The organism is Enterococcus sp. BWT-B8, assembly GCF_020567625.1.
Taxonomy (GTDB): domain Bacteria; phylum Bacillota; class Bacilli; order Lactobacillales; family Enterococcaceae; genus Enterococcus_L.
Genome location: NZ_JAJDJV010000009.1, coordinates 80,912 through 88,226 on the forward strand (window position 1 = coordinate 80,912; position 7,315 = coordinate 88,226).

5 protein-coding genes are annotated in these 7,315 nt (G+C 39.3%); all 5 read right to left on the reverse strand.

Annotated features, from left to right (window positions below; all coding sequences use genetic code 11):
- Nucleotides 1-179: 179 nt before the first annotated feature.
- Nucleotides 180-1,373, reverse strand: coding sequence for a phosphoglycerate kinase (locus tag LI951_RS09845; protein ID WP_229442023.1), 1,194 nt, complete (start codon nucleotides 1,371-1,373; stop codon nucleotides 180-182).
- Nucleotides 1,374-1,668: 295 nt separating this feature from the next.
- On the reverse strand, nucleotides 1,669-2,670 hold the full coding sequence (gap, locus tag LI951_RS09850; protein ID WP_229442024.1) for a type I glyceraldehyde-3-phosphate dehydrogenase: 1,002 nt from the start codon (nucleotides 2,668-2,670) through the stop codon (nucleotides 1,669-1,671).
- A gap of 39 nt (nucleotides 2,671-2,709) precedes the next feature.
- The gene (locus LI951_RS09855) at nucleotides 2,710-3,747 is read right to left on the reverse strand and encodes a sugar-binding transcriptional regulator (RefSeq protein ID WP_202067988.1); all 1,038 of its coding nucleotides are present in this window, start codon (nucleotides 3,745-3,747) and stop codon (nucleotides 2,710-2,712) included.
- 552 nt (nucleotides 3,748-4,299) lie between these two features.
- The gene (locus tag LI951_RS09860) at nucleotides 4,300-5,175 is read right to left on the reverse strand and encodes a YitT family protein (protein ID WP_202067987.1); all 876 of its coding nucleotides are present in this window, start codon (nucleotides 5,173-5,175) and stop codon (nucleotides 4,300-4,302) included.
- Between the two features lie 233 nt (nucleotides 5,176-5,408).
- Complete coding sequence (gene aspS / locus LI951_RS09865) at nucleotides 5,409-7,178, reverse strand: aspartate--tRNA ligase (protein ID WP_229442025.1); 1,770 nt, start codon at nucleotides 7,176-7,178, stop codon at nucleotides 5,409-5,411.
- Nucleotides 7,179-7,315 lie beyond the last annotated feature (137 nt).

Sequence of the window (7,315 nt, forward strand, 5' to 3'; positions counted from 1 at the left end):
AACATCAGTATGCCGCTTTCCTTTATCACTCTGAAGTTACCCAATCTGCTTCGCTTTTCTTTATCCAGCTTCCCGAATCAATCCTATCGACAAATAGATAAATTCATTTCAAGGACAAAAAGCATCCTTGAATAAATTTCCTAATTTGCTTGAGGATTACCCGATTCTTTCAGCTTTTATTACTTATCATTAATTGCAGCTAATCCTGGTAATGTTTTACCTTCAAGTAATTCCAAGCTTGCGCCGCCGCCTGTTGAAATGTGTGTAAATTTGTCAGCAAAGCCTAATTGAATCGCTGCTGCTGCTGAGTCTCCACCACCGATAATTGTTGTCGCATCTTCAAGGTTGGCGATTGCTTCACAAACACCAATTGTTCCTTTGGCAAAGTTGCTCATTTCAAATACACCCATAGGACCATTCCATACAACAGTTTTAGCTCCTGCCAATTCCTTTGTAAATAGTTCAATGGATTTAGGACCAATATCCAATCCCATATATCCTTCTGGAACAGCCTGACCGTCTGAAACAATTGTTTCTACGTCGTTGCTAAATTCTTTTGCACATACTGAATCCACCGGTAAAATTAATTTATCACCAGCTTTTTCGATTAATTCTTTAGCCAAGGCAACTTTATCTTCTTCTACTAATGAGTTTCCAATTTCAAGTCCTTTAGCTTTGTAGAATGTATACGTCATACCGCCGCCGATCAAAATTTTATCCGCTTTCGCAATCAGATTTTCAATCACACCAATTTTATCTGAAACTTTTGCTCCGCCGAGAATAGCCACAAATGGGCGTTTTGGCGCTTCAACAGCTTCACCGATGAATTGAATTTCTTTTTCCATCAGGAATCCAGCTACAGTTGGAATACCAGTTGAAGCAATTCCAACGTTTGAAGCATGCGCACGGTGGGCTGTACCAAATGCATCATTGACAAAAACATCACCTAATGATGCCCAGTATTTACCTAGTTCAGAATCATTTCCGCTTTCTTTTTTGCCGTCAATATCCTCAAAACGAGTGTTTTCAAAAACTAAAACATCTCCATCTTTCATATTGTTGACAGCTGCTTCTAATTCAGCACCACGAGTTTCGGGAACGAAAGTCACAGGCTTTCCCAATAATTCGCCAAGACGTTCAGCAACAGGCTTTAATGATTTGCCGGCTTTGTCTTCTTCTGTTTTTACACGACCTAAATGAGAGAAAAGAATTGCTTTTCCGCCATTTTCGATCACGTATTTAATTGTAGGCAATGCAGCCACGATACGGTTATCATTAGTGATAACACCGTCTTTCAAAGGTACGTTGAAGTCCACACGAACAAGAACTTTTTTGTCTTTTAAATCCACATCTTTAATTGTTTTTTTAGCCATGTGTAAATTTTCCCTCCTACTTCTTATTGACTGCGGCAGAAAATTCGGTTGATGAATTTTGCTGTCGCTTTCTATTCTACCATTGTTGGGTTAATTCATAAAAAGATAAGCGGGGAAGCGCGTTGCTTCCCCGCTTATTATTGCACCTAGTCTCAGAAATTTCTTTACTTATGATAAACGGTGTTCAAAAAGCTGTTTCTTCAAAAGTAAGCTGACCTATCTCAAAAATTTAAAAAACACTTTTTAGACATTCCGTCTTACTTCTCAGAGCAAAACACTTCTTTTTACAACCTAATTATAAGTTAGCAAAGTATTCTAAAGTACGAACTAATTGTGCAGTGTAAGACATTTCATTGTCATACCAAGCAACAGTTTTAACTAATTGTTTGTCGCCAACAGTCATAACTTTTGTTTGAGTAGCATCGAATAATGATCCGTAAGTCATACCTACGATATCAGAAGAAACGATTTGGTCAGTGTTGTAACCATAAGATTCGTTTGCTGCTTTTTCCATTACTGCATTAACTTGTTCTACTGTTACTTCTTTGTCAAGAATAGAAACTAATTCTGTTAATGAACCAGTTGCTACAGGAACACGTTGAGCAGCTCCGTCTAATTTACCGTTTAATTCAGGAATAACCAGACCGATTGCTTTAGCAGCACCAGTTGTATTAGGAACAATGTTTTCTGCTGCAGCACGAGCACGACGGAAGTCTCCACCTGGGTGAGGTCCATCAAGAGTCATTTGGTCTCCAGTGTAAGCGTGGATTGTCGTCATCAGACCTTCAACAACACCAAAGTTATCTTGTAATGCTTTAGCCATAGGAGCTAAACAGTTAGTAGTACAAGAAGCACCTGAGATAACTGTTTCTTTACCAGTTAAGATGTCATGGTTTGTATTGTAAACGATTGTTGGAACATCGTTTCCGCCAGGAGCAGAGATAACAACACGTTTTGCACCAGCTTTTAAGTGTAATTCAGCTTTTTCTTTTGAAGTGAAGAAACCAGTACATTCTAAAACGATGTCTACGCCTAATTCGCCCCATGGTAATTCTTCAGGATTGCGGTTAGCCAGAACTTTAACTTCTTTACCGTTTACGTTGAATGAACCTTCATGCACTTCAACCGTACCGTTGAAACGACCTTGAGTTGTATCATATTTTAATAAATGAGCCAACATTTTAGCGTCTGTCAAGTCGTTGATTGCAACTACTTCAATTCCTGCCACATCTTGGATACGACGGAATGCCAAGCGTCCGATACGTCCAAATCCATTAATACCTACTTTAACTGTCATTAAAGATTTCCTCCTTATGAAAATCAAAAATTTTTTATTTTAAAGGGTTTCCCCTTTTAAAATCTCGTTTGCAGCAGCTTCATCTGTAATGAGCCACGTTTGTTTTGGTGCATTTTTCATGTATGCCCGTATTGCTTTTGCCTTCGTCTTTCCTCCAGCAAGTGCAACGATATATGGAATCCCCTTTAAATGTTCCAGCTGTAAGCCAATCCTTGGAACCTTGTAGACTACTTCGCCGTTTTCATTAAAGAAATAACCAAATGATTCTGCTACAGCATTTTTCTGTTTCAGCATAATCATCTCTTCATCAGACATTTTTCTGCGGGCTGCCATATGCAGTGCTCTCCCGATACTGTGAACCACCGCATTCGACTGATTAATCAGCTCCAACACTTCCTGTATGGATGGCTCCTGAAGTAAGGAGTCATACGTTTCCCTACTAAGCTGTTCCGGAATATACAACGCCCGATGCTGCCCGCCAGTCTTATGTGCCATCACCGCACTTACCGAATTGGCCTGAGCAGTTAATGCTTCACCGATTCCGCCTCTTGCAGGAACAAACAAATTGTGTCGTTTGTCATTCTCAAGAACACCCATATTTTCTGCTGCCTGAGCCATTGTCGTACCGCCCATTACAGCAATGATATTGTCTCCTTCAGGTAAAAGTACATCCAAAGAGTGAGTTAAAACCGAACCAAATTCATCCAGTATTTTTTTTTGACTATCACTGTTTCCTGCGACGACAATACAGCGCTGAATACCAAAGAGCTGTGCAATATCAATTTCGACCTGCTGAATTCCGAAAAGTAAATTCATCATCTTTTCAAGTCCCTGATAAATCATCAAGCCTTTATCAGTCAGTGTCATACCACTTTTGGATGTTTTTACCAGCTGCAGATTTTTCAGAATGTCTGTTTCAGTTCGGAGAACCCGTTCTGTCAGTCCCATACTCTCTGATAAACTTTTTCTGCCAATCGGCTGCATCCAATAAATACTGCGCAAAATATGATATCTTTGCTGCATTACATCTAGCATATCCGGAGCAACTGCTTCGATCATTTTCAATTCTTCCAGCATGATTGATTCCTCCGTTGGTCATATTATGTCCAAGTAAGACTGAAAACGACCTATGAACACTAAAAAAATAGATGAAGTCCTTCCTCTGCATTTTTCAGTTAAAAAGACTTTTTTTACCTCATAGAAATAGTTTAGCAGTTTTACTGGTTCTTTTCAAGAAAAAGTATTTAAAATCCATGGCAAAAATACGAAAACTTCTATATCTTCATTATGAAGGAGTTTGGCAACTTTTTTTTAACTACAAAAACGGACAACCAAAGCATTAAAAACACTGTGTATCCAGTTTGTTTCTTCTAAAAAAAGACAGTCAGCCGGAAGCAGAATATTTTCTGCCGAGCTGCTTCCGATTAACTGTCTCCTTTTTTCACTTCGTCCTTACTTGACAGGAGGGCTATTTTTATTTTATTTCAACTTTTTTCATTTACATGTTCCTACGCTTTTGTCGTGTTCAAAATCATGCATTGTTTTCTTTTTCTAGCCTTATCAATAACCTATGATGAAATGTACAGGAATCGCTGAAAACTATCTGAAAAAACAACTCAAAAAGGCTGCTTACAATTCTTCTTCATAAAAACGACCAAGGATCTTAACATTATCCGAAATACTGACAAAGGCAGAAGGATCAGCTTTCTTCATAGCCCCTTCCAACGCAGGCAGTTCAAAACGAGTCACCACCGTCAGCAGTACAGTTTGCTTATCATGAGTATAGGCTCCTTCAGCCTCATGAATGATCGTAATTCCTCGACGCATTTTTTTCTGAATCTCGCTGATGACAACTTCCGGATTTTTTGTGATAATCATCACCTGCATTTTTTTCTGTTTCGTGTAAACTGCATCTGTTACTTTCCCGCTGACAAAAATGGACAGCGCACTGTAAAACATATACTGCCAGCCAAACAGATAACCGGCGACAAAAATAATCAGTGCGTTAAAATAAATTGAAATGGACCCCACTGAACGACCGGTCCTTTTACGGATAGTTATGCTGAAAATATCCAATCCGCCAGAAGAAAGTCCGTTTTTCAATGCAAAGCCAATTCCTGAACCCATTACTGCCCCGCCAAAAATTGCGCAAATTATCGGATCATTTGACAAGATTGTTTCAGGTACAATCTGCATAAATACAGAGGTTAGCGCTACCGTAATAAAGGTAAAAATTGTAAATTTTCTGCCAATCTTTTTCCAGGCCAAAAAGAATAAGGGAATATTCAGCGCAAAGAGTGACACAGAAACCGGAACTTGAAAACCTAAAGCTCTTGTCGATAAAGTTGTCAGGATTTGAGCCAAGCCTGTGATCCCGCTGGAATAAATATTTCCGGGCTGATAAAAAAAGTTCATTGCCACAGAGGCTAAAATTGCATAAACAATGGAAACGGAGAGTTTTGTCGTATATTCATTGACTGGGATACCTTCAATTGCCTTTTTCATAGAGAAAACCTTTCTTTTTTTAACTTTAATTTTGACTGTTTTCATTATACTATACACTATTTTTTACTGTAATGATAAAACACTGAAAATCATATAATTTCACGGAAAATTTTGTTCCTGCAAAGATACCTCAAAAAAATTAATCTGAAATAAAAAGGACAGAAAGACCGTTTTCAAACGATTTTCCTATCCTCAAGTTTTATTTTACAGGGTTTTATATAGACGGACTTTTTCTATTCGTCAATCGCTGTTACATCTAAATTCAATTCGAACAACTGTAAATCTGATACAGTACTTGGCGCATTATTCATCGGATCAGCTGCTTTTCCGTTTTTAGGGAAAGCAATGACCTCACGAATATTTTCTTCACCTGCAAGCAGCATAACCAGACGATCCAGCCCCAAAGCAATTCCTCCATGCGGCGGAAATCCATAAGACAATGCATCCAATAAATAACCAAACTGTTCTTGAATGGTTTCTTCAGACATCCCCAGTGTTTCAAACATTGTTTGTTGCAGCTCCGGCTGATAAATACGCAGGGAGCCTCCGCCAAGCTCATATCCATTCAGCACAACATCATATGCCTGTGCATAAACTTTTTCAGGAGTCGTTGAAAGCATCTCGATATGCTCTTCTCTCGGCAAAGTGAATGGATGGTGAGCAGAAACATAACGCTTCGCTTCTTCATCATATTCAAACAACGGCCAATCTACGACCCAAAGGAAGTTATATTTAGACTCATCAATCAAGCCAAGCTCTTTACCCATTCGAGAGCGGATGGCACCTAATGATGCAGCAACAATTCCCGGTGTATCTGCACCAAACATCAGCAGATCCCCTACTTCTGCATTAGTTACTTTAATTAATTCATCTGTAACATCTGTCAGGAATTTCGCAATTGGTCCTTTCAGTCCATCTTCTTCAACCTTCAGCCAAGCCAAGCCTTTTGCTCCGAATTGACTTACATACTGACCTAAGTTATCCATATCTTTACGTGAATATTTATCTGCAGCACCTTTTGCATTCAGCGCTTTTACCTGTCCACCATTTTGTAATGCCATTTGGAAAACCTTAAAGTCCACATCTTTAACCACCGGTGCAATATCAATCAGTTCCATCTCAAAACGAGTATCCGGCTTGTCACTGCCGTATCGAGCCATCGCTTCATCATAAGTGATTCGAGGGAATGGCAGCGGCAGGTCTACACCTTTCGCTTCCTTCATCACTTTCGCCAGCATTTCTTCCGTCATTGTCTGAATTTCTTCTGCTGTAAGGAAAGTTGTTTCAATATCGACTTGTGTAAACTCAGGCTGACGGTCTCCACGCAAATCTTCATCACGGAAACAGCGAACAATCTGATAATATCTGTCAAATCCGGCACCCATCAGCAGCTGTTTGAAAATCTGCGGTGATTGAGGCAATGCATAAAAATGTCCGGCGTGTACACGTGAAGGCACCAGATAGTCTCTTGCCCCTTCCGGAGATGATTTTCCCAAGTAAGGTGTTTCTACATCCATAAATGCATGATCATCCAGATAATGACGGATAGATTTTGTTACCTGATGACGCAGCTTGAAGTTTTCAGTCATCCCGGGACGTCGCAAATCAAGATAACGATACTTCATCCGTACTTCATCACTGACGTTATTGTCATCTTCAATTAGGAAGGGGGGAGTTTTCGCTTTATTTAAAATAGTAATATCTGAGGCCATTACCTCAAATTCACCGGTTACCATCTTAGGATTCACTGCTTCATCATCACGATAAACGACTTCACCAGTGATCTCAATTACATATTCACTTCGGCATTTGTCAGCAATTTCCCATGCTTCTTTTGAAACCTCAGGATTGAATACGACCTGTACAACTCCTTCTCTATCTCTTAAATCAATAAAGATTACGCCCCCAAGGTCACGACGCTTTTGCACCCACCCTTTAAGGACAACCATCTTGCCTGTAAATTCTTTTGTTATTTCTCCACAATACACTGTACGCTCTGACATAAAATAGTACTCCCTTTCTTTTTTGACACCATTCATTTTTTACTTATAATTTGAATGCTTTAATTTTGAAGGTCCGATGTCCATTATTCCTACCATACTTGATAACAGGATAATGGCACTCCCTTTCTTGTTTGACA

Coding starts and splice junctions, on each gene's coding strand:
- LI951_RS09845 (WP_229442023.1), bottom strand. CDS start 1,373: ATGGCTAAAAAAACAATTAAAGATGTGGATTTAAAAGACAAAAAAGTT.
- gap (WP_229442024.1), bottom strand. CDS start 2,670: ATGACAGTTAAAGTAGGTATTAATGGATTTGGACGTATCGGACGCTTG.
- LI951_RS09855 (WP_202067988.1), bottom strand. CDS start 3,747: ATGCTGGAAGAATTGAAAATGATCGAAGCAGTTGCTCCGGATATGCTA.
- LI951_RS09860 (WP_202067987.1), bottom strand. CDS start 5,175: ATGAAAAAGGCAATTGAAGGTATCCCAGTCAATGAATATACGACAAAA.
- aspS (WP_229442025.1), bottom strand. CDS start 7,178: ATGTCAGAGCGTACAGTGTATTGTGGAGAAATAACAAAAGAATTTACA.